At 60.7% G+C, this 24927-nt stretch carries 30 protein-coding genes; 8 read left to right on the top strand and 22 right to left on the bottom strand.

Going from position 1 to position 24927, the window contains the following annotated elements; translation table 11 throughout:
- Positions 1-148: 148 nt before the first annotated feature.
- Complete coding sequence (locus CK218_RS10800) at positions 149-379, bottom strand: hypothetical protein (protein ID WP_095827691.1); 231 nt, start codon at positions 377-379, stop codon at positions 149-151.
- Positions 380-2417: 2038 nt separating this feature from the next.
- Here CK218_RS10800 and CK218_RS30550 point away from each other — a divergent pair.
- Complete coding sequence (locus tag CK218_RS30550; protein ID WP_179294469.1) at positions 2418-2585, top strand: hypothetical protein; 168 nt, start codon at positions 2418-2420, stop codon at positions 2583-2585.
- A 453-nt stretch (positions 2586-3038) separates the two neighbouring features.
- Positions 3039-3197, top strand: a complete 159-nt coding sequence (locus CK218_RS30555; protein ID WP_179294470.1) for a hypothetical protein — start codon at positions 3039-3041, stop codon at positions 3195-3197.
- 679 nt (positions 3198-3876) lie between these two features.
- Here the strand turns inward: CK218_RS30555 and CK218_RS10815 are convergent.
- The 4 genes from CK218_RS10815 to CK218_RS10825 all read right to left on the bottom strand — a co-directional run bounded on the left by CK218_RS10815 (position 3877) and on the right by CK218_RS10825 (position 5997).
- Positions 3877-5205, bottom strand: coding sequence for a hypothetical protein (locus CK218_RS10815; RefSeq protein WP_095827693.1), 1329 nt, complete (start codon positions 5203-5205; stop codon positions 3877-3879).
- Complete coding sequence (locus CK218_RS10820) at positions 5195-5464, bottom strand: hypothetical protein (RefSeq protein WP_143749617.1); 270 nt, start codon at positions 5462-5464, stop codon at positions 5195-5197. The genes CK218_RS10815 and CK218_RS10820 overlap by 11 nt, the downstream gene beginning before the upstream one ends.
- Positions 5465-5527: 63 nt before the next feature.
- Entirely contained in the window at positions 5528-5737 is a 210-nt protein-coding gene (locus tag CK218_RS30040) for a hypothetical protein (protein WP_143749618.1), read from the bottom strand.
- Positions 5734-5997, bottom strand: a complete 264-nt coding sequence (locus CK218_RS10825) for a hypothetical protein (protein WP_095827695.1) — start codon at positions 5995-5997, stop codon at positions 5734-5736. Before CK218_RS10825 ends, CK218_RS30040 begins: the two co-directional genes overlap by 4 nt.
- 44 nt (positions 5998-6041) lie before the next feature.
- Here CK218_RS10825 and CK218_RS30045 point away from each other — a divergent pair, with 44 nt between their 5' ends.
- Positions 6042-6371 carry a hypothetical protein gene (locus CK218_RS30045; RefSeq protein WP_143749619.1) on the top strand — a complete coding sequence of 110 codons (330 nt, stop codon included), beginning with the start codon at positions 6042-6044 and terminating at the stop codon, positions 6369-6371.
- A gap of 272 nt (positions 6372-6643) precedes the next feature.
- Here CK218_RS30045 and CK218_RS10840 read toward each other — a convergent pair whose 3' ends face one another.
- The 3 genes from CK218_RS10840 to CK218_RS10850 are packed head-to-tail and all read right to left on the bottom strand — an operon-like array spanning position 6644 to position 7874.
- Positions 6644-6874 carry a hypothetical protein gene (locus CK218_RS10840; protein WP_095827698.1) on the bottom strand — a complete coding sequence of 77 codons (231 nt, stop codon included), beginning with the start codon at positions 6872-6874 and terminating at the stop codon, positions 6644-6646.
- Entirely contained in the window at positions 6871-7605 is a 735-nt protein-coding gene (locus CK218_RS10845) for a hypothetical protein (protein ID WP_143749620.1), read from the bottom strand. Before CK218_RS10845 ends, CK218_RS10840 begins: the two co-directional genes overlap by 4 nt.
- Positions 7606-7640: 35 nt before the next feature.
- Entirely contained in the window at positions 7641-7874 is a 234-nt protein-coding gene (locus CK218_RS10850; RefSeq protein WP_095827700.1) for a hypothetical protein, read from the bottom strand.
- Between the two features lie 89 nt (positions 7875-7963).
- Here CK218_RS10850 and CK218_RS30050 point away from each other — a divergent pair, with 89 nt between their 5' ends.
- Positions 7964-8311, top strand: a complete 348-nt coding sequence (locus CK218_RS30050) for a hypothetical protein (protein WP_143749621.1) — start codon at positions 7964-7966, stop codon at positions 8309-8311.
- A gap of 173 nt (positions 8312-8484) precedes the next feature.
- On the opposite strand, the gene CK218_RS10860 is transcribed toward CK218_RS30050, so the two are convergent.
- The 7 genes from CK218_RS10860 to CK218_RS10890 all read right to left on the bottom strand — a co-directional run bounded on the left by CK218_RS10860 (position 8485) and on the right by CK218_RS10890 (position 12348).
- Entirely contained in the window at positions 8485-8925 is a 441-nt protein-coding gene (locus CK218_RS10860) for a hypothetical protein (RefSeq protein ID WP_095827702.1), read from the bottom strand.
- Positions 8926-9421: 496 nt separating this feature from the next.
- Positions 9422-9940, bottom strand: coding sequence for a hypothetical protein (locus tag CK218_RS10870; protein ID WP_095827704.1), 519 nt, complete (start codon positions 9938-9940; stop codon positions 9422-9424).
- On the bottom strand, positions 9937-10326 hold the full coding sequence (locus CK218_RS30055; RefSeq protein WP_143749622.1) for a hypothetical protein: 390 nt from the start codon (positions 10324-10326) through the stop codon (positions 9937-9939). The genes CK218_RS10870 and CK218_RS30055 overlap by 4 nt, the downstream gene beginning before the upstream one ends.
- Positions 10310-10540, bottom strand: a complete 231-nt coding sequence (locus CK218_RS10875) for a hypothetical protein (RefSeq protein WP_095827705.1) — start codon at positions 10538-10540, stop codon at positions 10310-10312. Before CK218_RS10875 ends, CK218_RS30055 begins: the two co-directional genes overlap by 17 nt.
- The gene (locus CK218_RS10880; RefSeq protein ID WP_067320085.1) at positions 10541-10741 is read right to left on the bottom strand and encodes an AlpA family phage regulatory protein; all 201 of its coding nucleotides are present in this window, start codon (positions 10739-10741) and stop codon (positions 10541-10543) included.
- A 102-nt stretch (positions 10742-10843) separates the two neighbouring features.
- The gene (locus CK218_RS10885; protein WP_095827706.1) at positions 10844-11185 is read right to left on the bottom strand and encodes a hypothetical protein; all 342 of its coding nucleotides are present in this window, start codon (positions 11183-11185) and stop codon (positions 10844-10846) included.
- The gene (locus CK218_RS10890; RefSeq protein WP_095827707.1) at positions 11182-12348 is read right to left on the bottom strand and encodes a site-specific integrase; all 1167 of its coding nucleotides are present in this window, start codon (positions 12346-12348) and stop codon (positions 11182-11184) included. The genes CK218_RS10885 and CK218_RS10890 overlap by 4 nt, the downstream gene beginning before the upstream one ends.
- 275 nt (positions 12349-12623) lie before the next feature.
- Here CK218_RS10890 and CK218_RS10895 point away from each other — a divergent pair, with 275 nt between their 5' ends.
- The 4 genes from CK218_RS10895 to rimO all read left to right on the top strand — a co-directional run bounded on the left by CK218_RS10895 (position 12624) and on the right by rimO (position 17460).
- The gene (locus CK218_RS10895; protein ID WP_095827708.1) at positions 12624-13022 is read left to right on the top strand and encodes a hypothetical protein; all 399 of its coding nucleotides are present in this window, start codon (positions 12624-12626) and stop codon (positions 13020-13022) included.
- Between the two features lie 1640 nt (positions 13023-14662).
- Positions 14663-15070, top strand: a complete 408-nt coding sequence (locus CK218_RS10900; RefSeq protein ID WP_066989790.1) for a DUF930 domain-containing protein — start codon at positions 14663-14665, stop codon at positions 15068-15070.
- A 276-nt stretch (positions 15071-15346) separates the two neighbouring features.
- On the top strand, positions 15347-16006 hold the full coding sequence (locus tag CK218_RS10905) for a TerC family protein (RefSeq protein ID WP_066989793.1): 660 nt from the start codon (positions 15347-15349) through the stop codon (positions 16004-16006).
- Between the two features lie 140 nt (positions 16007-16146).
- Complete coding sequence (gene rimO / locus CK218_RS10910) at positions 16147-17460, top strand: 30S ribosomal protein S12 methylthiotransferase RimO (RefSeq protein WP_095827972.1); 1314 nt, start codon at positions 16147-16149, stop codon at positions 17458-17460.
- A 69-nt stretch (positions 17461-17529) separates the two neighbouring features.
- Here the strand turns inward: rimO and CK218_RS10915 are convergent, their stop codons facing one another.
- The 7 genes from CK218_RS10915 to CK218_RS10945 all read right to left on the bottom strand — a co-directional run bounded on the left by CK218_RS10915 (position 17530) and on the right by CK218_RS10945 (position 24918).
- Positions 17530-18597 (bottom strand): BMP family ABC transporter substrate-binding protein, encoded by a 1068-nt coding sequence (locus CK218_RS10915; RefSeq protein ID WP_095777672.1) that lies wholly within the window; start codon positions 18595-18597, stop codon positions 17530-17532.
- Positions 18598-18648: 51 nt separating this feature from the next.
- Positions 18649-19569: an ABC transporter permease gene (locus tag CK218_RS10920; protein WP_095777673.1), complete on the bottom strand. Its 921-nt coding sequence runs from the start codon at positions 19567-19569 to the stop codon at positions 18649-18651.
- Positions 19569-20681 (bottom strand): ABC transporter permease, encoded by a 1113-nt coding sequence (locus CK218_RS10925; RefSeq protein WP_095777674.1) that lies wholly within the window; start codon positions 20679-20681, stop codon positions 19569-19571. The genes CK218_RS10920 and CK218_RS10925 overlap by 1 nt, the downstream gene beginning before the upstream one ends.
- Positions 20678-22255, bottom strand: a complete 1578-nt coding sequence (locus CK218_RS10930) for an ABC transporter ATP-binding protein (protein ID WP_066989803.1) — start codon at positions 22253-22255, stop codon at positions 20678-20680. Before CK218_RS10930 ends, CK218_RS10925 begins: the two co-directional genes overlap by 4 nt.
- Before the next feature lie 214 nt (positions 22256-22469).
- Positions 22470-23447 (bottom strand): quinone oxidoreductase, encoded by a 978-nt coding sequence (locus tag CK218_RS10935; RefSeq protein ID WP_095827709.1) that lies wholly within the window; start codon positions 23445-23447, stop codon positions 22470-22472.
- A 41-nt stretch (positions 23448-23488) separates the two neighbouring features.
- Positions 23489-24307: a phosphatidylcholine synthase gene (gene pcsA / locus CK218_RS10940; RefSeq protein WP_095777806.1), complete on the bottom strand. Its 819-nt coding sequence runs from the start codon at positions 24305-24307 to the stop codon at positions 23489-23491.
- Positions 24304-24918, bottom strand: a complete 615-nt coding sequence (locus tag CK218_RS10945) for a DUF1326 domain-containing protein (protein ID WP_066989810.1) — start codon at positions 24916-24918, stop codon at positions 24304-24306. The genes pcsA and CK218_RS10945 overlap by 4 nt, the downstream gene beginning before the upstream one ends.
- Between the last annotated feature and the right edge of the window lie 9 nt (positions 24919-24927).

Below are 24927 nucleotides of genomic sequence, written 5' to 3' on the forward strand. Positions count from 1 at the left end.
ATTGCTCGGCCAGTCTGGCGCTCTCGGCAATTGTTGCCCGAGTCTGGTCGATCAGATCTCGGTTACGCATGTCCAGCTGGCGGAGTTCGCTCAGTAAGCGATGTGTTTTTTCCGTTTCCATTGCCGTCATCCGATACTCGGCAGACAATTAGGGCGACTGCGACAGCGTCAGCGTCGCAGAATAGACACCCAGGCCAGCTTCGTCCTGCACCGACACGACCAGTGTGCGATCCTGCGCGACGACCGCCGTTTCCTCGCCAGCGATGTCGTGCAGAGCTTTTAGCGCTTCCTTCCGCGCGGCGCCGATGGTGGCCAGTTCCACCCAGGCGTCCCCGAGGCTTTGCCCATCCCAAACGACTTCGAACAGATAACGCGGCATTTCAGCATTGTAATTCCGACGGATCGGCCTGCATTTAAATTTGAGGGTCAGGGCAAGCCCGGCTACGTCCTCTTGCGGTGAAGGTCTTTCGGGCTGGTGTCCGGCGAATAGGTCAAGGTGATGCGCTTGCCGCCGCACACGGCGCATTTCATCCTTGGCCGGAGATCCCATTCCATAGCGGGAGCGTTAGGCCCGAACCGATTGCGGAGCGCTGGCAGATCGAGCTTTTGATGCCGATGGCAGTCGAGGCAGCCGCCCGTGACGGACATGCCCGCGTCGATCAGCCCCTGAAGCGTCCAGCCGTTACCCATGCCCAGTTATGTAGGCTGGTTGTGTCTCGGTTTGAAATTTGAGGCGGCGAAAGCCGTACTCGCAGCCTTCCCCAAACTCCTATATGCTCAGCGCTGCTATGGATCACAGGAAAACGACCCTTGAGCGCGCATTCGAACTCGCCAAGTCTGGCGTTTACGCCAATTTTGGTGAGGTGCGTACAAAGATCAAACGCGAAGGCTACGACATTCGTCAGATGATTGGTGGCTTGAGCCTTCGCAAGCAGATCAATCAAGTAATTCAAAGTGCGAGAGCGAATGCCGACTGTGGAGGGGGAACCTCAGAGGCAAGAGCCCGCTCGCCTGAGGGGGTCGAACGGGCTCCCGTGGGGGAGCGCCCCAGCGCGGCGGGTGAACCTCGTGCCGGAGACACACGCCGCGACACTTAACCGGGACACTGGTAGGAATCTTTTCCGCGCGATGCGACCGAAGTCGCACCCGCTGACGCTTTGGTCCCATGCTGAAACAAAAGGCCCGTTGCCTAGTTTGATCGTTGCCGCCGAGCATGAGGTCCCTTCGTTCGGCGGCAGTCGAGAGTAGTGACGGATGCCCGCCATTTCTGCCAGGAGTGACGGGCATCGTCTTGTAACCAGCATCCTTGCCCGGCCGCCGCTTCGCCCAGGAACAAAGCTTCCTCGCTCTCTGTTCAGATAAGGAATGAACGGAGCAGAGGTCGCAAATGAAGACCTATCGGGTGTGCGGGTCGTACCGTCAATGCCAACACTCCATGGGTGGCAGCGGAAACGGCTACAGGCAGTGAGGTCACGAACGTGCGCGGTGACGAACAGCGCTGGATCCGGGTCACGAATGACGCAGATGGGGTTGTTAACAGGTACGCGTTCAAGTGACCTGTGGATTGTCTGTTGACCCTGGCGAGCCGCTCCGAATGCAGTTTACCCATCAGGTGAAGCTGAGGCGGCCCGGCCTGCGTGCGGGGAGTCGCGGGGGACGACATGAGCGGGACAGGCCGGGCCTCATACCCCGTTGCGACCCGGGGCAGATGCACATTATGCGCCGCCTTCGCAGCGACTGACATTAACATTTTCTAAGGCTTAGCTAATAAAAGGCCTTTAGAAACCGCCATAACCAACGTGGACCTTCTTTTGCCGGCGCGAATGATCCGATGCGGAAGGCCAGCTACGCGCTCCGACGCTTGGAAAGCGCTCGGAGCAGGTCAGATTCGTCGGTGGTGCCGTCATCAAAAGTTTGGAAGAGTTCCCTAGCCAGATATTCCCGCTGTTCCCGGTCCTTCTTGGCTAGGCGTCGCTCGTCGCACAACCGGTTAAACACCCGCTGGAGCATGTCCAGATCAGCGGGCCCGTAGACGCGACTGCAACGCGCCAATGACATGAGCGTCGCCCTCGGCGAGGCATCTGCCATTATCTCACAGAACAGTCCCATTGTGGAACGGATTCAGGCCTCAGTTATTAAACAAAGGAGCGGTCGGTTCGTTCAGGAATGTAGCCGTCTCAGTCGCGACCTAAAAAGCCCATCGCTTACGCTCATTAGCTGCGATGGGCTTTTTGTTAGCTACGCCTAAAGTCTGGTGTCAGTCGCCGCAAGGTGGCCCATATTCCAGACCTGCCCCACTGCCCAACGGGGCAAAGTCCCGGCCTGCCTGCCCATCCCCCGACTCCAGCAGGCCGGGCACCTCATTTCTAGGCTGTACCCCGCGCCGCCCTTTCCAGCAAGCGCGACAGGTGCTGTTCGTGAAGCTCCTGCATGCTTTCGAGAAGTTCGAGGAATTCAACCGCCTTGGTGATGGGAGATTCGAGCCGTTCCAAACGGGCTATGTGCTCCCGCTGCTGGGCGATGTGTCGTCTACCCAGGCTAACATGCCCGCGCACCATGCGGATGTCATCGGCAAGAGCCATTGACGGTGACGGTATCACGCACGCGGCGTTCCTGCACTGATTCCGGCAAGCAAGCCCGCGGGAAGTGAGCGGGCTCCGAGGGGAGGTGCTTCCCCCGCGCGACGTAGCTTGCGGCCCAGCCATAACAGCCGCCAGAACACTCGCCGCGACGCCGGAACCGAGTGACGGTGGAAAGGTTCCATTAGCAATCGCTGAAACCAATATCGCATAGCCCTAATAAAATAGGCCCGCCCCCTGGGGATTGGAGCCAAGGGGTGGGCCTGCGGAGACAGGAGGCCCCGCCGGCAGCGCACCAGCAGACAGAGCGGAGAGCAATAGCGCTGCCGCGCACCAAACCTTGTTGAAAGCGAGGTGTTCCGCGATGCCGGAAATATTTCAAGCGGTCGCTAAACACTGGTGCGAAAACGCCAGCGATCGGGGATTCACGGCGAATCCGTTTCGATCTAGAATCTTGGCATGGAAACGGCTTTCGACGACATTTCCAGCGCCTTCAAGGAGCCTCGAACAGACGTCTGGGGTAAGGTCCGCGCCATCGCCCTCGATGCTGCCGGCAAGTTCTTTACCGGCGTTGCAATCGGCATGGGCTTCGCGATCGTTCACGCACTCGCGGGCTGACAAAACAACAATTGCTATCGCCCGCCACGACGCTATGGTTAACGCCGTCCGGGGTTTGGCTACCCCACTCCCGGACGACATCAGGCCCGGCGGCGCGTCCACCACTTCCCCCCCGAAGCAAGACGGCTGCCGGGTCGTTTACAGCCTCGCTAAGCGGCGCGCTACTGCACAGGCCATAGCCTTGGCTATGTAAGTTGCCTGCCTATTCAGATGCCAGAATGGAAAGAGAACAAGAGCCGTGGACGCTACAAGCCGTGGTGAGCTGTCTCATTTCAGGACGGCAAACGCTGGCACCGGTCTTGCATGAGAAAGCTTGCCGGCTGATCCCGGCCCCGGTCGCATTCCTCATCGGGTTGCAAACTCGTCGGGCTTGAGGTTGCGGGGCCTCGCCCGGCGGGTTTGCCATTATATTAGGCAATGCTTGTAAATACAGCAATTTAGGAAGATAATGCCTTTGCGAGGAACCGCCTTGAGGGAGGGTCCGATGCGATGGCCTTTGGTCGTTATCGCCCTGTTTGTTGGATTGGTCCTTTGGGACCACTTTGCCAATGACAGCACCTACATTGCCGATGTCGAGCGAAGTCTCAGACAGGCCGCTGCGGATATGCCGGGTGGTGCCTAAACATATGCCAACTTTGGCCCGGCTTGAGCCTGCTTACCCGTTCGGTGAGCTGATCGGTCATCTAGCATAGAGGTAAAGAGCCCCGCCCGTCAGGTTGCCGCCAGCCGTATTAAACACTCGGATCGCGTTCACGGCGGACGTGCTAGCGACGAATTTGCTGTAGAGACCTTGCTGGTTCTGCGCGACCTTGTAGGCGCCGCTGACATTCGGAAAGATGCGGAGCGCGATGTCACGGGCTGCGGTTGCGGACACGGAGTGGGTTCCGATCGCGGTATTGTTCGTGACGGTGCCCGAAGACGTTATGTCGGCGTAGTCGCCCGAAGTGGAATAATAGGTCGAGCCGCCATCGATGCTGAATCTCACAGCCCTAAAGCCACTCACCGATGTCGTGAGCCCAATTCCGATAAGAACGAACTCTTGATAAGAGCCAAGGCTGGTAAAATCGACTTGTGCGACATCGCTGGAATAGGTCCAACTTCCGGCCAGGGCGAAGCCGGCCGAGCCGGTGCCAGGTCCGCTTGCGATCGTTACGGTAACTGCGCCGCCGGAGTTGGTCGCGACAACGCCAGAACCGACGAAATCGATTGATGTCATGGCTGACGTGAGCGTGGAACCCTCGTCCTTTGCGGTAATTGAAGATCCGGCAGTGAGGGCGCTGAAGTTGATTGCGGTCGAGTTCAGGGTGCCGCCGCGATTGGACGTGCATAGCCACAGGGTGTCGGCGTTGGCCGTTCCTTCCTCGACTGCGATCAGCGCGCCAGGATGCTCGTCATAGGTGTCATAGTTGGCCGAGCGCGCTGGCGAGGCGCCGACCACATAGATGCCGTTCTCCGAGGCGCTGGACTGATCTTTGACAAGCACGGTGTCGCCGGTAACCAGGCTCACGCCGTCGAGGGTGTCACCATTGTTCAGCGCAGTTGCTATGGTGATGTTGGCGGTGGTCGCCACGCGAACCCGGTCGCTCGGATCGGCGCTGCCACCTGTCGCCAGCGCCATTACGGCGCCGAAGAGGCCGGGAGAGTTGCCATCCGTATAGCCGGTGAACATTTGGCCAGGCTGAACAACGATCGTCGTGGCGGTCTCGGGAGAGGCGCCGTTGGTGCTCTTCAGGGTAACGGCGTAGCTCGTATCGCTATTGTGAAACTCGAACGGTCGCTTCACAGCCGGAACGATCAGCGTCCTTGCCGCAGCTAATGCGGCGCTCGGCTTGAACACCATGGCCGAGCGGTATTGCGTCGAGGTCAGCGTGACGTTTCCGGCGGAGAAGTCCACCGAATAGGTATCGGTCGTCGCGTTCGCCAACTGTGTCAGACCGTCATTACTGGTCTGCCATTGCCCATCGGCTTGGCCATCAGCGATAAGGCTCAGGTTCAGATCATTCGACATCGGCGACGGCCCCCATTTCCTTCTCTGCCAAGGCTATCTCGTGAGCCTGAGCCAGTGCCCGCTGGATGTCCGGAATGAGGCTTGCGCGGACGCCGAAGCCTTTTGTCAAAGGTCCGCCGCCTGTCTTGCCGATCGAAAAATTGAGCATCAGCGCGCCGTTATGTTCGTGTCGTCCAAGGCCTATGCGCAATTCGGTGTGAGCGTTCTTGGGGATCACGGCTACAGGGGTGATGTCGTCGTCACGCAGCGTGGTCGTCATACGGTGGGCCTCCATTCTTCATGTCGAGGGCGAACTTGTTATTGATGGCGACGGTATCGGTCATCAGGCGCTCGCTACCGCTTCAACGAGCGCATCGTATGCGGCCCGTGCTTTTTGCTTGGTTGTTTCGAGGTTGTCTCCGGGCGCCGCATAATAGTTCAGCGTGACATCGGAGCCGGGCCGGGTAACGGAAACCTGTTGGTTGTAACTGCCGCCGTTATCGAGCGAAGATAGATCGTTTCTGGCAATGTGCAGACGCTCTTCCTGGGTCACTGCACTGCCTCCAAAAGAGCGCGCTGCAGCTCTACCGCCTGTTCGAAGGATTGGTCGAAAAGGGTTGTTCTGGAATTCGGTGGACGTTCGGGATCACAGCCGAGCGGCTCGATATCGCGCGGCAGCGGTGACATTTCCCAAGGTTTCAGACCCAAGGCACGATGCAGGGCCTTGAAGTCGTTCGCCTGAAAAGCCTCGACTGCTGCCGGCGTGACCCTGCGCTTTGCGTTGCGGTTCCGTGGCGTGCGTTTCGTCGGCATGCCTAGCTCCTATAGCCAGCACCGGCAGGCCGCCCAGGACCGCCATGAAGGGGCTCCAGATCGAGGCCAAGCCTTGCCAGAGTGCGGATGCAGAGGGAACGCGCTGCGGTCTCATGTTTGAGGCCCGGATGGTCCTTCAAACCGGCCTTCGTGCGGATGACGGCGCCGTCAGCATCGATCTGTGCTTTCAGAGCCTCGGCTCGATCGAGCGCCTGGCAGGCAGTCACAAGGAACTCGATCCCGGCAGCATCTTCGATCTGGTATTGGCCGTTGACCGACTGCCACAAGGCCATGCCGTGCTGGCCGAGCGGCCTGGGTGGCGCGCCGGTCACGGGCGGGTTGTTGGCAACGAGTTGAAGGTTTTTTGCCACTAGGGTTTTACCTCGTGAATGTTTTGCTCAATTTCATGCGAAAAAAGCTGCCAGAGCGGTCCACGAGGTGTGCGCCCTGAATTGGTGATCGCCCCCCCAGGGGGTGCTTGGGTAAGGCCCTACAAGCTTGCGAACCTCACGGCAGACCTGCACGGCTTCGGCGAAGCTCAAATTGAATGTGCGCTTCAGGCGCTCATACGGTGAGCCGTCAACGCCGCGCCTATCGGCTTCGTGCTCCGCGAACCATGCGACTGCTTCGGCGATGTGTGCGCTGGTCATTGGCGCCTCATCTCCGCAGGCACCAGGGATTGCTCGGGCACGCCGTGCCAGCGTTGCACCGCTGCCCAGATCAAAAGGCTTTCGCGTTCATTGGGCAGGCGCCCTTCGGACTGGCGGAAGGTGCGGAGGTAGCCGCGCAGGGTGTTGACCAGTACCTCGACGCTTCCGTTCCAGTCCGGTCCGCGTCCGGTAATGTGCATGCTCTCGATCGTTGCTGGCTTTGTCATTGTGACGCGTCCTTTCCGTCTCTGCCTCTCTTGACCATGAGCTGCCACATGTCGTGGCCTTCGATCGGCGCGACGCCTTCGCCCACGTCCTTGATGGCTACCCAGGAACTGCCGCTATGAGAGACGACAGAGCCGCGCTTGTAGGAGCTGGCGCGCTGGTAGGTGCCCACGTATTTGATGCCGGTTGCCTCGATCTCGTTTATGCGATCTTCCAACTCGGCAATGCGCGCAGTCATCCAATGTTGAACGCCAAGATGTTCGCCCGCCACGTCCATCAGTAGTTCGATGGACACCTTAGCGGCGGCATCCACGTTGGCCTTCTGCATGGCTATGTTGGCTTGGTCGATGTGATATTCGACAAACGATGCGAAGGCCGTTGCGAGGGCTTTCTGATCACCGCGTTGACGAGCGCCAGTTGGATATGTCGGCCTGGGAAGGTTCTTGATCTCCCATGCCTTTTTCGGTCGTGGCGGCTTCGCAGTGTTCGGAGCAAGAGGTTTGGGGTTGAGATCGCCAAGTTCGATCGTAAAGCGGCTGTCGCGCTGCTTGCCGATCAACTCTTCGATGGCGCCGATCTCGCTATTCAAGCGAGCCTGCAAATTCACGTCCTGGTCGAGCGCATGCAGACGAGTGTTTGCCGCCAAAGCTTCTCGCTTCTCGGTGAGCAGCTTTTCCAGCCGCGTGAGCTCCGCGCCGACCCTCGCGAGATCGGCCGAGCGCTGATCGATCACCGGAGCTTTCGGTAGCCTTGCCATCCGGTCAAACCTCAGAGATGCGACATGCTTCGGGTCAAGTAGCCGTTCGTCAGCTTCCTGCCGGTGAAGCTATCGTTCGCCTTCGTGGGGCGGATGGTCGAAACCTTGCGCCAGAATTTTTGCGACAGAGGACCGACAGGCTTTAAACCGCGCACGAGATCGAATTTCGCCTCATAGGTCTCGCCGGCATATCGGCAGCGCTCACCTTCGCAGTAGGTGATTTTCGGGTGCCACTGTTCCGTCATGACTGTTTCCTTTCTTAGGTGCGTTCGTAGGGTTGGCGGACGAATGCCAGACGGTCGAGCATCTGCTCCGAGACGGCAGGCAGTCGCGAATGCGGTTTGAGGTCGAAGCGCGCCTGTCGGGCTTTGGCTGCGAAACCGGCGCCCTGCCTCAGAAGGCCTTCGAGATTGTCGAGCGCCTCGCCGACTGCCTGTCGATACGCTGCCAGCGGATCAGCCAATGTCGGGCCGATGCTCATCTCGAAAAGCCGGACTTCCTCGTCTCGTACAGCCCTGGCTTCCTTCTCGGCATCGAACAACGGCTGCAAGGTCGCGCCGATCTCATCAACGTCGCGCTGGCTGATCGTAGGCGGCTGGCCCAAGGGCTGATTGGCGAGGCGCCGGCCAGCTTCGATGTGTCGTGCCTGGGCTTCCTCGCGATCGGCGACGGCGCGCTGTAGAGCTTCCTCTGCCTTGGCGATCGAGGCGGGCCGTTCAGGGATGACAAGAAGCGTTTCGAAGTTGGGTCGCGATGTGGTCTTGAGACGAGCGAGCATTAAGGGGCTCCGAACAGTGGAATTCAAATCACACGCTGAATTTAACCCGGCAGCGATAGCCGTTACCGGAAACTCTGTTACGCGTATTTCTCTGCGAACTGACGGCACATCGCGGCGAAGGCTTCGCGAACCTTAACCGGGTCGTGTTCGTCTTGCGGATTGAGCCGATCGCTCTCGATCAAGGCATCTCGCATCGCCTTATCGATGGTGAAGCCTGAAGCGATTTCTTCGGCACGGCCGACTTCCTGGCGATGGGAGCCAACACGGCAGGCAGCGCTGCAAAATTTCGCGTCGGATCTCTTGCCGGCGAGACTGGCGCCGCATCGCCGGCAGCAATGCGAAGCCACATTGGCCGCCAGATGATCAATTTGGCTTTTTGCGCATTTTGGGTCCGCAAGCGGTCTAGGCTGATGCGCCTGGCTGTCTTCACCGCCCCCCGCACCCTCAACATTTGAATTGCAGACGGGTGCAAAAAGCTGCGGGGCCGGTCCGTTGAGCTTGGGAGAGAGCGCCTTCATGCCCGCCCCCTCCACTCATTCGGAACAATCTCGGCGCGCGTCGGTTGGCTCAATGAAGGGACTGCGAACCCACGGAACACGGGATAATGGTTGAACTTGTAGTTTTGGAGATGGCGACGGCGCGGCAACACGCGAAACGGGCGGAACTCTCCCTGAAGGAAGCGGAGGCAATGCTCGATGAGAATTGCGGGATCGCCGTAGCCATCGCGCTTTGCAATCGCATACGACACGGGCAAGCGCGAGCGAAAGCAGCTCGGCGCAGACTCAGGAAGATCAGCGACGCGGGAAGGTAGAGCGCCGGCATTGGCTCTGGGCTCAGCTTCCCTCCCAAGCCAAGCGACGCTGGTGACGATTGCCAACTTTTCCGGCTGGCGAAGGTCTAAGTTCTGTTTCTTTTTTTGTTTCTGTTCGGGTCTATGTTCTGGTCCGTGTTCTGTTCCTTCTCTGTCTCTGTATCTGTGTGTCGACACTCTCCCGACAGGCTCTCGACAGGCTCTCATCGGCCGGCCCTCATCAGTCTTGAGTTTGCCAGCGCCGAAGTGATGGGCTGCACGACGCTATCGCTATCGAACGGGTGATTTCCGGTGTTGTCTGGGTCCGGAGCGGGGAAGGTTTTTCTCCCCCACTCGGTCGCTAGGAAATCCGCCTCGGCAAGCTCTCTGATCTGATCGCTGTCGATGTTGGAGATGATTTTCATCGTCCCCTTGGCGTGGTCCTTGTTGGTCGGGATGTTGCCTTTGTGCTTGAACCACTTCTTGACATACGTCTCCTCAGTCCTGGGATCGTGCAGCACCAGGTCGGCGCCTATGACATTGGCGAGCGCCTCTCGATACTGCTGTGAAATCCAGCCTAGATCCGCCAGAGCGTATCCTTCTCGGATGCGGCAGCAGCCCGCGCTGGTCTGGTGCGGCGAAGAGATGAAGTAGAGGTGCAATTGCCGGCCGTCGCCGTTTAGCGACAGAAAGGCCGGCGAGGTCCAGATAGCTGGTGAGATAGGAGCAAAGTCGCGGCTCATTCGGCACCGCCTTTGCGGCGGCGCTGCTGCGCATGCCAACGACGATGATGCAGGCGGCATAGGCACCTAATGTTGAGCGCGTCCGCCGGATCGTCATGGTGACAATCGACCTTGGGATCTCCGCATTCTTCGCAGGGCCAGGGGACGATCTGCCCTTTCTTGATCGCCGCGGCGACGAGGTAATGAGCGCGTCGAGCGATTGGGTTCGACTGGTTCCATTTGCGCTGCGACCGCCATTTCGGGTCAAGCTGCCGTTGAGCGGTTCGCCGGGATTTGCTATGTTCCGAATTGTCATTTGATGCTGCCAGGCAAGATGACGTTTCGAAGGCGGTCGGCGTGATGTTAGGGCACGCCGCCGCTTTTTCGCTTTCAGGAGGCCTCAGCATGGGCGCCTCCCTGGTCCTCGGCCGCCGCCGGCCAATCGTCACGAAGACGGGCGAGGCGAAGGATCTTGCAGGCGTCGAGCGCGCTGACCCCATACTTGCGACGAAGGAACGGAATCACGGGCCGGCCGCACTGGGAGCGGTTCTCGCGAAGCCATTCGATCATCGGCTCCAGATGGCCGGCGTCGCTGGTGTGATCGGTGGTTTCGAAGGCCATTTACGCAGCCTCCTGGGTACGGGCTGCGATCCGTTCACGAATCCACTGATCGACTTCGGAGCGGACGAAGGCAATGCGCTTTTCGCCAAGCTGCACCGCCGGGGGGAACATCCCCTGGCGACGCATGATATTGATGGCGCCGCGAGACAGTGAAGTCAGCGCCGATGCCTGCTTTATGCTGATAAGGGGATGGTCTTCCATGTACCGTTCCTTTGATTGGAACGGCATTGTTGAAATTGCCGTCCCGGTTGAACGGCTCCCTTAGTAAGCAGGGTTTTGAGGGCGAAAAATCTCGCCTGGATTTTATTTTTTGGGGCGACCGCGTTTTTTTGAAGACTGCCCCAATGCTCGCTTGTCCTCGGGTCTTATGCGCGCTTCTAAGGCGGCAATGTAAAGGTCTGTCGAAGCCCAGGCGCAAAGCAAGGCCCCTTCCCTGTCCCCATTTGCCAAAGCTTCGAGCCCTTGCTCTGCAAAGTCGTGAGACGATCGCCAACTAAGTCGGCCGGCCGCCAAATCGTCCAGCGCACGACGCTCACCAGCCACATCGCCTACCCACCATCCGCCGTATTCTAGATTTTCGGCGCTGCGGGTTTTCTCAACCATCATAGTCAAGCGATCGAACAGCGGATCTCTATCCTCGATCATGAGAGATAGGCCTCCCATGCCGTCATCAACTCGCGCCGCTTCTCTAACGCCGTGTTGCGCCGGTACGCGGCCTCTGTCTTGTCGCGGATCGTGTGAGCCAGTGCGGCCTCTGCAACGTCACGCTCGAAGCTGGTGCAATCGCCGCACCAATCACGGAAAGAGCTGCGAAGACCGTGAAGGGTCGCCGCCTTGTCGGGAGAGGCAAGCCGCAGCGCCTTGATCATCGCCGTATCAGAGATAGGACGATCCTCAACGCCGCCGCCGAAAAGGAGGTCAGACGTTGCACGCTGCCGCATGATTTCGACAAGGGCAAGTGCGCGGTCGGTGAGCGGGACAACATGTTCCTTTCCAGCCTTCATGCGCTCGGCCGGAATGGTCCAGGTTTTCGCCTTCGTGTCGATCTCGGGGAACTTGGCGCCGCGAACCTCGCCGGAGCGGGTCGCGGTCAGGGCCAGAAACTCGACTGCCCGCGCAGCTGTGCCGGTAGACTGGCGCAGCTTCGCCATCATTTTTGGCGTGTCAGCATATGCCAGCGCCGCATGGTGGCCCCGTGACAGCTTTTGACGCTTCGGCATCACCTTATCCAGCAACCCGCGCCAGCGCGCCGGATTGCCGGCTGTGCGCCACCCGTGGGCAATGCCGTAGTCGATGACAGCCTGAATACGCGAACGAAGTCTGTCGGCCGTCTCCGGCCGTTTCTGCCAATGCGGTAACAGACATTCCTTGACATCGCCGAGCGCGATATCGGCGACAGGCAGGGCATGGAGCGGCTGCGCATATTCGCGCAGGGTCATTTCCCACTGCGCCTTATGCTTCGAGTTCTTCCAGTCCCCTGCCCTCGCCTTCAAAAGCTCACCCATGCAGTGTTCAAAGGTGATGACGCGAGGAACGGGTTTGGTTTCAACCCGAAGCTCTTCGCCGCGCGCAAGGCGCTGCCGCAATGCGTCGGCCTTCTCGCGGGCCAGAGCGAGCGAAACAGGCGCTGTTCCCTGCCCATAGCCGCCCAGGCCAAGTTCGGTTCGCTTCCCATCGCGTTTATAGATAAAAAACCATTGACGGCTGCCGCCCTTCCTGACGCGCAGGAATAAGCCGTCCCCGTCGCTGTAAATGCCGGTCTTATCGATCCGCTTTAGACCGGCTTCCGAGAGCTTGTGCCGAGCCATTTCCGAGTCCCGTTGCCATAACCGCAAACGTGACTTTATTGATTTTATCGTGATTTACAACGGGTTAAGAGCAGCAAAATCACCAAAAACGGCGGAGTGGCGGGCACTCCCTCCGCCACATTCCCAACCCCATCGGCATATCATCTCCTGCGCGGCGACCGTTTCGCTGTGGACGGCCATCTGCGCCAATCCTGCTTTGCGTTATTGGTCCGGCGAGCCTTGGGTGCGTCCCGTGCCCATCCGATTGTCCTGCAAGATCCTGCCGAAGGAACGAGATGCCTGTTTTCGCGTTGTGCGCCATGTCTCTCGAAGACCACATCAGCATGGCGCAGCGTCATGTTCGACATGGCGAGCGGCACATCGCGCGTCAGCACGAGCGGATTGCCCGCTTGAGAACCAACAGGCTGCCGACAGTGGATGCGTTGAGGTTCCTGAGCCTGTTGGAAGAGGTTCATGCTTTGCAGCGGGAGCACCTGTCCCGACTGTTGTCGAAATCGGTCGGATCCAAAGCAGTCTCGGAGCTTTCGGCGAAGACGCAGGTGGCAAAGGGCGGGAGAGACGCGATTTCCATTCCGGACCCCATCGTCCGGCTCGCGCTGGAGCTCGAACAAGAGCTTAACAACGTCAAATTGAAGTGGCTGACCGCCAAGCCTCCGAAGGGCAAGCTTCACTAGCTGGCTACGGCAGGTTGGCGGCTCTGCCGCATCCTTTCGTGCGCTGAGGCCCCTTTAGGCTGCTTTGGCATCATCTTCTTGATATGTACCGGCCATATCAGCACAAGCGTATATTTATCGGCAGCCGGTGCTGTGTCTCGCCCCCGAGCCCACCGGTCAGGCCCGGCGTTTGCTGGCCTACCCCGCCAGCCTGCTGGGCCGCCCCGCGTCAGGGCACATGGCGTCCAAGGTTTCTTGTCCGGACCGATCTCAGGAGCGCACCAGACTCATGACCTCACGGGTCGGCGGCTTGCGCCCCTCAGCCGCACGTTGCCGGGCGGGGGCGGACACACCGCTGGCGGACAGCCGACACAAAGCGGCGGTACGCCGGCAAAATTCTATTAGCTTTAACTAATTGTAGACCCGCGCTGTCCTATTCTGGGACAGCGCGGGTAGCGCCCACTCCCGCGCCGGCGGCTCCGGCAGGCCCAGCACCCCCCGCCCTCTGTCGGGGCCGCCACCTGGCTTGTTTTATACCAGCAATGGTTGAATCAACCGTTACCACACGTGCCTACCAACGAGCTTTCGTGATCATTAAATTTTGATGGATCGGAGGAATTCCCATCTCACCAGAACTGATCTAGTCTTGCAGGTCGAAGAAATCGCGGGTGGCAACCTATGGAAGCGATGTTCGATGACCTTGCGGCTGCTGTCAGGCAGCCCCGAGCAGATATTTATACGGCTGTGCGCGCGTTCGCCCTGGACTTCGCCAGCAAGCTCTTTTTAGGAGTCGCCGTGGGGGTTGGCATCGGTATCGGGCTAGCTATCGCTCGCTAAGTCACCAGGAAAGTACCGGCGGCTGCGCAAGGTCCGCGTGGCTCGCCCTGCTATCCGCTTGCTGTAGTATACCGCGATCGGTGTAGGGTCACCCACTATATTGGCAATAGCCTCCAATCTGACGCGAACTTACCATTGGACGTTTTCGGGCGCCGTGGGGAGTTCCAATGCGCATGATTCTCGCTCTGGCCGCGCTCACGGCCTGTTTCTCCGTATGGGATCATCTTGCAAACCACGGAACCTATAGCGCTACCCTGCAGCGAAACATTTTTGGTAAAGTGCTTTCGGGCTAACGGCCTTCCCACCGGGGCCGGTTTCCATCGTCAGGCACGTCGACACAGTTTTTATGTTCGCTTGCTCAGTTAAATGCTCTGCGCCCTTTCGCGTTAATCCAAGCAGCAGTCGGCCCGACAATTCCGCCGGAAGGTCGAAAAATACATCATAGACCATCCATTGGTCACACGGATCCGGCAAGCAGGTAAACCTCATCGCTGACGGTTCTTCGTTTTAGTATTCCCACGCAAATCTGTTCGGCGGCTGAGCCTGCGAAACCGGGCAGGATTGTGCTCCAGCACTTTCAAGGAACAATAGTGCTGCCCGACGAGGAGAAAAAGAGGCTCTACAGTCCCTGCTGTATACGACGCAAGTCTGACAGGCTGCTTGACAGTTCTTCGGCAGCGGAGATCGTTTCATCGCGGAACCCCCGGAACAAAGGCAGTAGCGCAGTCGCCGAAGCCCGAGATTGGCCTGAGCCCAAGGCTGGCCCGACCGGGCCGGCACCCATGTCACAAGCGCGTGCGTTTGGTTGATTTCTCAGACAGAATATGCTGCTTGTCGCGCCCATGAAAAAGCTCTGCCTGATGGTTCTGGCGCCTCTGGCGCTGGCCTGGCCGGCCAAGGCGATGGACAACGCACTTCGTGCCGGCCTGCTGAAACTCGATCCGCAGACTCGTCTCGAACAGCGTTGCGACGCCGAGGTGCTCGACCGGATCAGCCACGACGATCGCAAATTCAAGGCCGACCGTGTGGTGGCCTATGCCTTCGCCACGCCCCAGATGAGCGCCGACGCGATCAGGAGCCCCGGCGCCGCCTTTCGCAGCAAGGGTCAATGGTTCCGGCTGAAGTTCAAGTGCCAGACCGCGCCCGACCATATGCAGGTGCTGCAGTTGCTCTACAAGATCGGTGACGAGATCCCGGAAACCGACTGGGCAAAATACAACCTTTACGATTGACCGACTGCCGCGGTCGGCTGCGCGCAAACCGGCCTTTCGAGTGCAAACTCATTTGAACCCAATGGAACCAGACGAGCGGCAACCGCTTGTTTCGTGAGTTCTCTTGACGTGCAGGAACCATGCACGTAGAGCAATTCCAGGAAAAGCGCGCAGCTGTTTTTCCCGCTGGAATTGCGTGAAAACAAAGACTTAGAACGCGATCGCATCAAACGGTGAATCGCTCCGGCGTTAGAACATTCGAAGATCGACATTCCGCAAACAGGAAGGCTCCAGACGATGGATATTTTCAGCGCCGCAAGCCTGACTGCCCTTGTCCAGGTCATCGCGATCGACCTGGTGCTTGCGGGCGACAATGCCATCGTCATTGGACTGGCGGCCGCCGGCCTGCCGACGGAGCAGCGCAAAAAAGCCATTCTGATCGGCGTGGTGGCAGCGACGGTGCTGCGCATCCTGTTCGCGGCGGTTACCGTCAAGCTGCTTGCCATCGTCGGACTGTTGCTCGCCGGTGGCATCCTGCTGTTATGGGTATGCTGGAAGATGTATCGCGAGCTTCGCACCTCCCATGCCGACGAGCACGAGGCGACGGAGGCGCTCGCCAATTCCGATCTCGACAGCGACAAGGCGGTTGCCGGCAAGGCGCCGCGCAAGACGCTTGGGCAGGCGGCGCTGCAGATCGTCGTCGCAGACGTGTCGATGTCGCTGGACAACGTGCTGGCCGTCGCCGGCGCCGCGCGTGATCATTTCTGGGTGCTGATCGTCGGCCTCGTGCTGTCGATCGGCTTGATGGGCCTTGCCGCCAGCTTCATTGCGCGGCTGCTGCACCGTTACCGTTGGATTGCCTATATCGGCCTGCTGATCATCCTCTATGTCGCGCTCGACATGGTCTACAGGGGCGCGATGGAAATCTGGCCGCATGTCAACAACGCGGTGAGCTGACTGCCGCCACCTGACGCGGGTTGGGCCGGCCGGTGATCTGGGTCCTGGCATTGCGTTTTGCCGCAGCAAGGACCAGCCCATACCAATGCAGCAATTAGTGTGGTATGGCGCCGCCGATCCCGAAAAACCTGGAAAAGCTTATGTCTGCCCCTCGTGTCAGTTTCGTCAGCCTTGGATGCCCGAAGGCGCTCGTCGATTCCGAGCGCATCATCACGCGGCTCCGCGCTGAAGGCTACGAGATCGCCCGCAAGCATGATGGCGCCGACCTCGTTGTCGTCAACACATGCGGCTTTCTCGACTCCGCGCGCGACGAGTCGCTCGACGCGATCGGCTCCGCCCTTTCCGAAAACGGTCGCGTCATCGTCACCGGCTGCCTCGGCGCCGAGCCGGAAGTCATTCGCGAGAAGCATCCCAATGTGCTGGCGATCACCGGCCCGCAGGCCTATGAGAGCGTGATGGCGGCGGTGCATGAGGCGGCTCCCCCCAGTCATGATCCCTACATCGATCTTCTGCCGCCCCAGGGCGTGAAGCTGACGCCGCGGCATTACGCCTATCTGAAGATTTCCGAAGGCTGCAACAATCGCTGCACCTTCTGCATCATCCCGGCGCTGCGCGGCGACCTCGTGTCGCGCCCGGCGGCCGACGTGTTGCGCGAGGCCGAAAAGCTCGCCAAGGCCGGCGTCAAGGAGATCCTCGTCATCTCGCAGGACACCAGCGCCTATGGCATCGACATCAAATACCAGACGAGCATGTTCGGCGACCGCGAGGTGCGAGCGAAGTTCCTCGACCTTGCAGAGGAGCTCGGCAAGCTCGGCATCTGGGTTCGCATGCACTATGTGTACCCCTACCCGCATGTTGCCGACGTCATTCCGCTGATGGCCGAGGGAAAGATCCTTCCCTATCTGGACATCCCCTTCCAGCACGCCTCGCCGCAGGTGCTGAAGAACATGCGCCGTCCCGCTCATGGCGAAAAGACGCTGGAGCGGATCCGCGGTTGGCGCGAGGTCTGCCCGGATCTCGCCATCCGCTCCACCTTCATCGTCGGTTTCCCCGGCGAGACGGAAGACGACTTCCAGATGCTGCTCGACTGGCTGGACGAGGCGAAGATCGATCGCGCCGGCTGCTTCAAATATGAGCCGGTCAAGGGCGCGCGCTCCAACGACCTCGGCCTGGAACAAGTGCCGCATGAGATCAAGGAAGCCCGCTGGCACCGCTTCATGCAGCGCCAGCAGAAGATCTCGGCGACGCAACTGGCCAGGAAGGTCGGCAAGCGGCTGCCGGTGCTGATCGACGAGGCGCATGGCACCTCGGCCAAGGGCCGCACCCAATATGACGCCCCCGAGATCGACGGCTCCGTGCATATCCAGTCGCGCCGGCCGCTGCGCGCCGGCGAGATCGTCACGGTCAAGGTCGAGCGCGCCGACGCCTACGATCTCTACGGCTCGGCCGTTTGACAAGCGGATTGGCTGAAAATGAAAGGGCGCCGGTGGGGCGCCCTTTTTGTTTTGATGCCACGCTGCTGTTTACTGCGGCAGCTTGTCGTCGATGCCCTTGACGTAAAAATTCATGCCGAGCAGCGTGGCGTCGTCGGCGACCTCGCCGTCCTTCAGCCAGGGCGAGCCGTCCTGCTTCGCCACCGGGCCGGTGAAGGGGTTCCAGCCGTCGGCGATCTTCTTGGTGGTCGCCTCCGCCATTGCCTTCACGTCGTCAGGCATGTTGGTGAAGGGCGCGAGCTTGACGGCGCCATCCTTGATGCCAAGCCACACATTGTCCGGCTTCCAGGTGCCGTCGAGGGCAGCCTGCACGCGGCTGATGTAATATGGGCCCCACTCGTCGGTGAGCGAGGTCAGCTGCGCGTTCGGCGCGAATTTGATCATGTCCGACGACTGGCCGAACCCATGCAGCTTCCGCTCCTCGGCGACCTGCAGGGGGGCGGTCGAGTCGGTGTGCTGGACGATGATGTCGGCGCCCTGGTCGAACAGCGCCTTGGCGGCGTCGGCTTCCTTGCCCGGATCGAACCAGGTATTGACCCACACGATCTTCACCTTGAAGTTCGGATTGATCGACTGCGCGCCGAGCATGAAGGAGTTGATGCCCATCACCACTTCCGGGATCGGGAAGGAGACGATATAGCCGGCAAGACCCTTCTTCGATTCCTTGGCCGCGATCTGGCCGAGCACATAGCGGCCTTCATAGAAGCGCGCGTTGTAAATGCCGAGATTGTCGCCGGTCTTGTAGCCGGTTGCGTGCTCGAACATCACCTTCGGGAACTTCTTGGCGACCTTAACCTCGGCGTCCATGAAGCCGAACGATGTGCCGAAGATGATCTTGCATTTCTCCCGCGCCAGGCGCTCAAAGGCGCGGTCGGCGTCCGGGCCTTCCGAGACGTTCTCGAGATAGGCGGTCTCGACCTTGTCGCCGAGCGCTTTCTCCACCTCGAGGCGACCCTGGTCGTGCTGATAGGAATAGCCGAAGTCGCCGATCGGCCCCGTGTAAACCCAGCAGGCCTTCAGCTTGTCGGCCGCCTCGGCGGTTGCCGCCAGCGACAGGGCCGCGGCCGTGGTCATCAGCGCAATAAGCAGTTTCTTCATCGTGTTACCTCTCTGAGTTAAGCCTTGGAGCTTCCCGTCTTTTTGTTGTCGTCAACGATCCGGAACAAATGGCTGCCCCAACGAAGCCGGCGTGTTCATCATCGTCAGCCGCTTGTTCCGCGAGATTAGAACGAGAACCACGATGGTTGCCAGATAGGGCAGCGAAGAAAGAAACTGCGAGGGCACAGGAATGCCGAAAGCCTGTGCATGAAGCTGGCCGATCCACACCGCGCCGAAGATGTAAGCGCCGGCCAGCACCCGCCACGGACGCCAGGACGCAAAGACCACCAGCGCCAGCGCGATCCAGCCGCGTCCCGCGCTCATGTTCTCGACCCATTGCGGCGTGTAGACGAGCGACAGGTGGCCGCCGGCAAGCCCGGCGCAAGCGCCGCCGAAGATCACGGCGAGGTAACGGTAGCGGATGACCTTGATGCCGAGCGCATGCGCCGACACGTGGCTGTCGCCGATCGAGCGCAGCGTCAGGCCAGTGCGCGTCCTGAACAGAAACCACATCACGGCGGCGGTGAGCCCGATCGAGACGTAGAACAACGGATCCTGGCCGAAGATCAGCTTGCCGACGACCGGTATCGAGCTCAGGCCGGGGATGTCGAGGTTCGGCAGCCTGACGCCAGGCTGGCCGACGAAGCTGGTGCCGATCATGCCGGAGAGGCCAAGCCCGAGCAGCGTAAGCGACAGGCCGGTCGCCACCTGGTTGGTCGCCAGGGAAAGCGTCATGACGGCGAAGAGCAGCGAAAACAGCGCGCCGACGACGATTGCGGCAAGCAGCCCGATCCAGGGAGATCCGGTAAGATAGCCCGCGCCGAAGCCGCCGACGGCGCCCATGATCATCATGCCCTCGACGCCGAGGTTGAGCACGCCGGAGCGTTCCACCACCAGCTCGCCGATCGCCGCGATCAAGAGCGGCGTCGCCGCGGTCGCGATGGTCAAAAGGATGTTGACGGTGATGTCCATCAGCGTGCCTCCTCCAGCTTGGGCGCGGCCTCGAGTTGTGGCGCGGCAAAGCCGATCAGACGAATGCGATAATGAATGAGCGTGTCGCAGCCGAGCACGAAGAACAAAAGCATGCCCTGGAACACGCGCGCCACCTTGTCGGAGATGCCGAGCGCGCTCTGCACCGCCTCTCCGCCGAGATAGGTCAGCGCCAGCACCAGGCCTGCCGCGACGATGCCGAGCGGATTGAGCCGCCCGAGGAAGGCGACGATGATGGCGGTGAAGCCATAGCCGGGCGAGATCACCGGCTGTAGCTGGCCGATGGCGCCTGAGACTTCCGAGATACCGGCAAGGCCAGCCAATGCACCGGACAGCAGGAAAGTAAAGAAGACCATCTTGCTGAGGCCGAAGCCGGCGAAGCGCCCTGCCCTCGGGCTCGAGCCCAGCACGCGGACCTCGAAACCTTTCAGCATGCGGCTCATCATCAGCCAGACCGTGACAGCGGCGACCAGCGCGAAGACGAAGCCCCAATTGGCGCGGCCGGCATCCGGCATCAATTCCGGCAGGACGGCCGAGTCGCCGAACTGGATGGTCTGCGGGAAGCCGTGGCCCTGCGGGTCGCGCCACGGTCCGCGCACCAGCCAGTCGAGGAAAAGCTGCGCCACATAGACCAGCATCAGGCTGGTCAGGATCTCGTTGGTGCTGAAGCGGGTTTTCAGCAGCGCCGGGATGGCCGCATAGAGGGCGCCGCCGACCATGCCCAGCAAGAGCATCAGCGGCAGCACCAGCGGACCTTCGAATTCGGGGAACAGCACCGGGATGATCGAGCCGAAGATGCCGCCCAGAATGAACTGGCCTTCGGCGCCGATGTTCCAGATGTTGGCCTTGTAGCAAACCGACAGGCCGACGGCGATCAGGATCAGCGGCGCCGCCTTGATGGCCAGTTCATGCAGCTGCCAGACCTCGCTGATCGGCTGAACAAAGTAGACCTTGAACGCATTGAGCGGATTGACGCCGAGCAACGCGAACATGATGGCGCCGGCAATCATCGTCAGCGCGAAGGCGATGAAGGGCGAGAGCACCGAAAACAGCGCCGAGCGCTGCGGGCGTTTGACCAGTTCGAGGCGCATCATGCCGTCTCCATCCTGTGTTCGGCGTGGCCGGGCTCGGCCCCGCCCATCAACAGGCCAATCCTCTCGAAGGTGGCTTCGGCGATCGGCAGCGGCGCGGACAATTCGCCGTTGTGCATGACCGCGATCGCGTCCGATAGCTCGAACAATTCGTCGAGGTCCTGGCTGATGACCAGAACCGCCGAGCCGCTGCGGGCAAGCTCGATCAGCGCCTGGCGGATATGGGCGGCGGCACCGGCGTCGACGCCCCAGGTCGGCTGGTTGACGACCATCACGCTCGGCTTGCGGTCGAGCTCGCGGCCGACGATGAACTTCTGCAGATTGCCGCCGGACAGCGCCGCGGCCTCCGGATCGGGAGCGCTCTTGCGCACGTCCATCGCGGCAATGATGCGCTGGGCGGCACTGTAGACGGAACCGTTCCTGACCATGCCGCCGGAGCCGACGAAGGACTTGCCGTCGGTGGCATGGCGCGACAGCAAAAGGTTCTCCGAAAGCTTCATCCGCGGCGCCGCGCCGTGACCGAGCCGTTCCTCCGGCACAAAGGCGGCGCCCATCAGCCGCCGGCCGGTGATCGACACGCCGCCCGCATCCTTGCCGCGGATGCGCACGGAACCGGGATCCTGCTGCAGCACCTCGCCGGAGACGGATTCGAAAAACTCGCCCTGGCCGTTGCCTGCGACACCGGCGATGCCGATCACCTCGCCGGCGCGTACCGAAAGATTGATGTTCTTGAGCGGAATGGCGAACGGCGTCGCGGGCTTGCGGGTAAGCCCGCGGATCTCCAGCAATGCCGGCGCGGTCTCGATGCCCTTGGCCGGCGCGCGCACCACTGCCTTGACCTCATTGCCGACCATCATGCGGGCTAGCGACGCGGCCGTCTCCTGGCGCGGGTTGCAGTGGCCGACGACCTTGCCGTGGCGCAGCACCGTGGCGCGATCGCAGATGCGTTTGACCTCTTCCAGCCGGTGCGAGATGTAAAGGATCGACTTGCCTTCGGCGCGAAGCCGCTCCAGCGTTTCGAACAGCTTGTCGGCTTCCTGAGGCGTCAGCACCGAAGTCGGCTCGTCGAGGATGATGAGTTGGGGCGTCTGTAAGAGGCAACGGATGATCTCGATGCGCTGGCGCTCGCCAACGGAAAGATCGCCGACCAGCGATTCCGGATCGAGCGGCAGGCCGTAGCTGTAGGAGAGCGCCCGCGCCTTCGCGGCAATCGCGCTGATCGGCGAGCCGTCGTTCAGCGAAAGCGCGATGTTCTCGGCCGCCGTCAGCGCTTCGAACAGCGAGAAATGCTGGAAGACCATGCCGATGCCAAGCTTCTTGGCGAGGCCGGGGCTGGTGATCCTGACGGCTTGGCCGTTCCAGAAAATTTCACCCGAATTCGGTTCCAGCGAGCCGAACAGCATCTTCACCAGCGTCGACTTGCCGGCGCCGTTCTCGCCGAGCAGGGCGTGGATCTCGCCCTTCGCGATGTTGAGGTCGATATGGTTGCACGCCGTCAGCGTGCCGAAAATCTTCGTAAGGCCACGAACCTCCAGCAGGTTCGCCCTGTCATGATTTGCACTCACAGTGCCTCCCATCCAGTTACCCGGATATGTTCTGTGTTCCCGCTGGTATTTATGCGCGGCCGGCTTCGGTCGGAAAGCGGCACGCAACTTGAAAGAGCTTCAAGAATTCCAGCGGAAACTCAAGGGGTAAGATAGGCCTGTTCAGGGCAAGAGGGAAACCGGTAAGCTTGTCGGGGAAACCACTGCCTTGAGGCGCGGCAAGGCGCTGAAAAACAAGGCAGGCGGGTTAGGGGATGAGGATGGTTGTGCCCATCGTCTTGCGGCCCTCGAGATCGGACTGCGCTTGTGCCGCGTCCTTCAGCGCGTAGCGCTGGTTGATCTTAACCTCGACGGCGCCGCTCAGCACTACCTCGAACAGCGCTTGCGCCGAGGCCACAAGGTCCTCGCGTTTGGCGTTGTAGACGAAGATTGTCGGGCGGGTCGCATAGAGCGAGCCTTTCTGCGCCAGAAGCGACATCGGGAAAGGCGGGATCGGCCCGGACGACTGGCCGAAGCTGACAAACATGCCAAGCGGCCTCAGGCAGTCGAGCGAAGCGGGAAAAGTGTCGTTGCCGACGGAATCATAGACGACGTCGCACTTTTTGCCGCCGGTGATGGCGGCGACGCCGGCGACGAAATCCTGCTCCTTGTAATTGATGACATGGTCGAAGCCATGTGCCTTGGCGAGCTCGACCTTGTCGACGGAGCTCGCCGTGCCGATCACCGTCGCGCCGAGATGCTTTGCCCATTGGCCCAGGATCAGGCCGACACCGCCGGCCGCGGCATGGTAGAGGATCGTGTCGCCCGCCTTCACCTTATAGGTGCGGCGCAGCAGATATTCGGCCGTCATGCCTTTCAGCATCATGGCCGCCGCCTGCTCGTCGCTGATGCCGTCCGGCACCTTGACCACGCGGTCGGCGGCGATCACGCGTTCTTCCGAATAGGCGCCGACATTGACGGCATAGGCGATGCGATCACCGGGCCTCAGCCAGTCGACGCCGACGCCAACGGCCAGCACCACACCCGCCGCTTCGCCGCCCGGAATCAGCGGAAACCCGCCCGGCGGCGGGTAGAGGCCCGAGCGATGGTAGACGTCGATGAAGTTGAGGCCGATCGCGGTATGCCTGATCAGAATCTGCCCGGCGCCCGGCTGGCCGGGATCCGAATCCTCATAGGTCAGGACCTCGGGGCCGCCATGGGCGTGAATGCGGATCGCTTTGGACATTGCTCAACTTTCTCGGAAAAGGACGGAAGCTGGATATCGAGTCAGGATTTCCTGGCGCCAAGATTGGGGAACATCTGCATGATGCCCCCGATGCAGGCGAGATAGAGGCCGGTTACCGTAATGCCGGCCTTGGTGAAGATACTGACCTGCTCGCTCAGAACCCCGATCTTGTCATAGAACGAGGCAAGTGCGGCCTGTGCCAATGCAAGCGCGCCGAAGGCGCACCATAACAGCGTCATGCCGAGATTGGCCGGCCTGAGCCGCACCACCCGTACCGGGTGGATGAAGTTGATCGGCAGGAAGGTGAGAATACCGGCGACCACGACCACGGCGAAGGAAACCCACTGCCCCGGCTCGATGACAAAGAGCGTGAACACCACCATGTTCCAGACGACCGGGAACCCCTTGAAGAAGTTCTCCTTCGTCTTCATGCCGGTGTCGGCGTAGTAGATCGCGCTGGAGACGACGATGATCGCCGCCGACAGGAACGACAGGTTCTCGCCCATCAAGCCGCGCTGGTAGAGCGCGAAGGCCGGAATAAGCACGTAGGTCACGTAGTCGATGATGTTGTCGAGCAGCTCGCCCGACCATGTCGGCAGGATCTCCTTGACTTCGAGTTTCCTGGCGATCGGGCCGTCGATGCCGTCGACGAAGAGCGCCAGCCCCAGCCACCAGAACATTGCCGTCCAGCGTCCCTCGCTCGCCGCCACCAGCGAGAGGAAGGCGAGGAACGAGCCGGACGCAGTCAGCAGGTGCACGGAGAACGCCCGCGCCTGCGGCCACGTCACTTTCTTCTTCGGCCGCGGAATCCGCTCCGCGATTTTCTTGGCCGCATTCCGGGCCGCTGTGTTCTTGCTCACGGGCCTCGCCAATCCAGCTTACATATCTCGGCCGAACGGCCGGCGAAATTCCAATTGCGGCCGAAGGCGCGCATCTTGCTCTTGTCGGACTTCGCCACGATGATTTCCGGTGCGATCCAGTATTCGGAATTGGTAATGACGGTGTCTTTATCGCGGTCCTTGCCGGGTATCGGCGTCACCGCGCCGTCGATAATCCGCGGTATCTGGAAAACGCGCGTCCTGTCACGCGTCTCATAGGTGATCGGCACCTGTTCCACGCCAAGGAAGTTTCCAACCAGAATCGACAGCAGCGAAGTGGTCCCGCCCGCCTTGCCGGTGAAGATTTTTGTCAGGGCTTTCACGGCATAGATGGAGGCGCGCTTGTCGATGAACAGGCCGGCGCTCCAGTTGCCGCGGCTCATATAGCCCGGGATTTCCATGACCAGACCAAGATTAAGGCCGGAAAGATCAACCTCGCCGAAATGGCCGGCGTCGATGCGGAACCCGGCCCACGTCTGGCAATAGCCTTCGGTCGGCGGATGGCTGCCGAGCGACAGAACGCAGGGGCAGAAAACCGTGCAATTGCAGGAGAGTACCAGCTCTCCCTTCATCGCCCAGCTCTGATCGGCCATCGAATTCTC

The organism is Mesorhizobium sp. WSM3879 (assembly GCF_002294915.1).
Classification (GTDB): Bacteria; Pseudomonadota; Alphaproteobacteria; order Rhizobiales; family Rhizobiaceae; genus Mesorhizobium.

Coding starts and splice junctions, on each gene's coding strand:
- CK218_RS10905 (WP_066989793.1), top strand. CDS start 15,347: ATGGATATTTTCAGCGCCGCAAGCCTGACTGCCCTTGTCCAGGTCATC.
- CK218_RS30045 (WP_143749619.1), top strand. CDS start 6,042: ATGAAGGGGCTCCAGATCGAGGCCAAGCCTTGCCAGAGTGCGGATGCA.
- CK218_RS10920 (WP_095777673.1), bottom strand. CDS start 19,569: ATGGACATCACCGTCAACATCCTTTTGACCATCGCGACCGCGGCGACG.
- CK218_RS10935 (WP_095827709.1), bottom strand. CDS start 23,447: ATGTCCAAAGCGATCCGCATTCACGCCCATGGCGGCCCCGAGGTCCTG.
- CK218_RS10860 (WP_095827702.1), bottom strand. CDS start 8,925: ATGAAGGCGCTCTCTCCCAAGCTCAACGGACCGGCCCCGCAGCTTTTT.
- CK218_RS10815 (WP_095827693.1), bottom strand. CDS start 5,205: ATGTCGAATGATCTGAACCTGAGCCTTATCGCTGATGGCCAAGCCGAT.
- CK218_RS10890 (WP_095827707.1), bottom strand. CDS start 12,348: ATGGCTCGGCACAAGCTCTCGGAAGCCGGTCTAAAGCGGATCGATAAG.
- CK218_RS10915 (WP_095777672.1), bottom strand. CDS start 18,597: ATGAAGAAACTGCTTATTGCGCTGATGACCACGGCCGCGGCCCTGTCG.
- CK218_RS10900 (WP_066989790.1), top strand. CDS start 14,663: ATGCTGCTTGTCGCGCCCATGAAAAAGCTCTGCCTGATGGTTCTGGCG.
- CK218_RS30055 (WP_143749622.1), bottom strand. CDS start 10,326: ATGCTGAGGCCTCCTGAAAGCGAAAAAGCGGCGGCGTGCCCTAACATC.
- CK218_RS10895 (WP_095827708.1), top strand. CDS start 12,624: ATGCCTGTTTTCGCGTTGTGCGCCATGTCTCTCGAAGACCACATCAGC.
- CK218_RS30555 (WP_179294470.1), top strand. CDS start 3,039: ATGGAAACGGCTTTCGACGACATTTCCAGCGCCTTCAAGGAGCCTCGA.
- rimO (WP_095827972.1), top strand. CDS start 16,147: ATGTCTGCCCCTCGTGTCAGTTTCGTCAGCCTTGGATGCCCGAAGGCG.
- CK218_RS10880 (WP_067320085.1), bottom strand. CDS start 10,741: ATGGAAGACCATCCCCTTATCAGCATAAAGCAGGCATCGGCGCTGACT.
- CK218_RS10875 (WP_095827705.1), bottom strand. CDS start 10,540: ATGGCCTTCGAAACCACCGATCACACCAGCGACGCCGGCCATCTGGAG.
- CK218_RS30050 (WP_143749621.1), top strand. CDS start 7,964: ATGCGGTTTGAGGTCGAAGCGCGCCTGTCGGGCTTTGGCTGCGAAACC.
- CK218_RS10930 (WP_066989803.1), bottom strand. CDS start 22,255: ATGGGAGGCACTGTGAGTGCAAATCATGACAGGGCGAACCTGCTGGAG.
- CK218_RS10825 (WP_095827695.1), bottom strand. CDS start 5,997: ATGCCGACGAAACGCACGCCACGGAACCGCAACGCAAAGCGCAGGGTC.
- CK218_RS10870 (WP_095827704.1), bottom strand. CDS start 9,940: ATGAGCCGCGACTTTGCTCCTATCTCACCAGCTATCTGGACCTCGCCG.
- CK218_RS10840 (WP_095827698.1), bottom strand. CDS start 6,874: ATGACAAAGCCAGCAACGATCGAGAGCATGCACATTACCGGACGCGGA.
- CK218_RS10800 (WP_095827691.1), bottom strand. CDS start 379: ATGCCGCGTTATCTGTTCGAAGTCGTTTGGGATGGGCAAAGCCTCGGG.
- CK218_RS10850 (WP_095827700.1), bottom strand. CDS start 7,874: ATGACGGAACAGTGGCACCCGAAAATCACCTACTGCGAAGGTGAGCGC.
- CK218_RS10925 (WP_095777674.1), bottom strand. CDS start 20,681: ATGATGCGCCTCGAACTGGTCAAACGCCCGCAGCGCTCGGCGCTGTTT.
- CK218_RS10885 (WP_095827706.1), bottom strand. CDS start 11,185: ATGATCGAGGATAGAGATCCGCTGTTCGATCGCTTGACTATGATGGTT.
- CK218_RS10820 (WP_143749617.1), bottom strand. CDS start 5,464: ATGACGACCACGCTGCGTGACGACGACATCACCCCTGTAGCCGTGATC.
- CK218_RS10945 (WP_066989810.1), bottom strand. CDS start 24,918: ATGGCCGATCAGAGCTGGGCGATGAAGGGAGAGCTGGTACTCTCCTGC.